Origin of the sequence: Saccharothrix sp. ST-888 (assembly GCF_000955975.1) — a bacterium.
Lineage (GTDB): Bacteria > Actinomycetota > Actinomycetes > Streptomycetales > Streptomycetaceae > Kitasatospora.
In genome coordinates this window covers 1-555 of the sequence record NZ_JYJF01000339.1, presented here as the reverse complement: position 1 = coordinate 555, position 555 = coordinate 1, and the positions used below count along the sequence as shown (strand labels likewise).

General features: G+C 74.8%; 1 protein-coding gene. It reads right to left on the bottom strand.

What is annotated here, in order from left to right; translation table 11 throughout:
- Positions 1-555 (bottom strand): beta-ketoacyl synthase N-terminal-like domain-containing protein (locus UK12_RS32980; protein ID WP_045306894.1); only part of this gene is annotated, 555 nt, incomplete at both ends.

The window sequence follows — 555 nt, the reverse complement described above, 5'->3', positions numbered from 1 at the left end:
CGACTTGACCGAGCCGAGCCAGAGCGGCCGCCCCTCGGGGCGGTCCTGACCGTAGGTCGCCAGCAGTGCCTGGGCCTCGATCGGGTCGCCGAGCGTGGTGCCGGTGCCGTGCGCCTCGACCACGTCGACGTCGGCCGTGGCGAGACCGGCGTTGGCCAGGGCCTGCTCGATCACCCGCTGCTGGGAGGGGCCGTTGGGCGCGGTCAGTCCGTTGGAGGCGCCGTCCTGGTTGACGGCGGTACCGCGGACCACGGCCAGCACCTCGTGCCCGTTGCGCCGCGCGTCCGACAGCCGCTCCAGCACCAGGACACCGACGCCCTCGCCCCAGACGGTGCCGCCGGCGGCGGTGGCGAAGGGGCGGCAGCAGGCGTCGGGCGCGAGCGCGCCCTGCCGGCTGAACTCCACGAACGGGTCCGGGGTCGACATCACCGCGACACCGCCCACCAGCGCCATGGTGGACTCGCCCTGCCGCAGCGACTGCGCCGCCAGGTGCAGCGCCACCAGCGACGAGGAACACGCCGTGTCGATCGACAGCGTCGGCCCCTCCAACCCCAG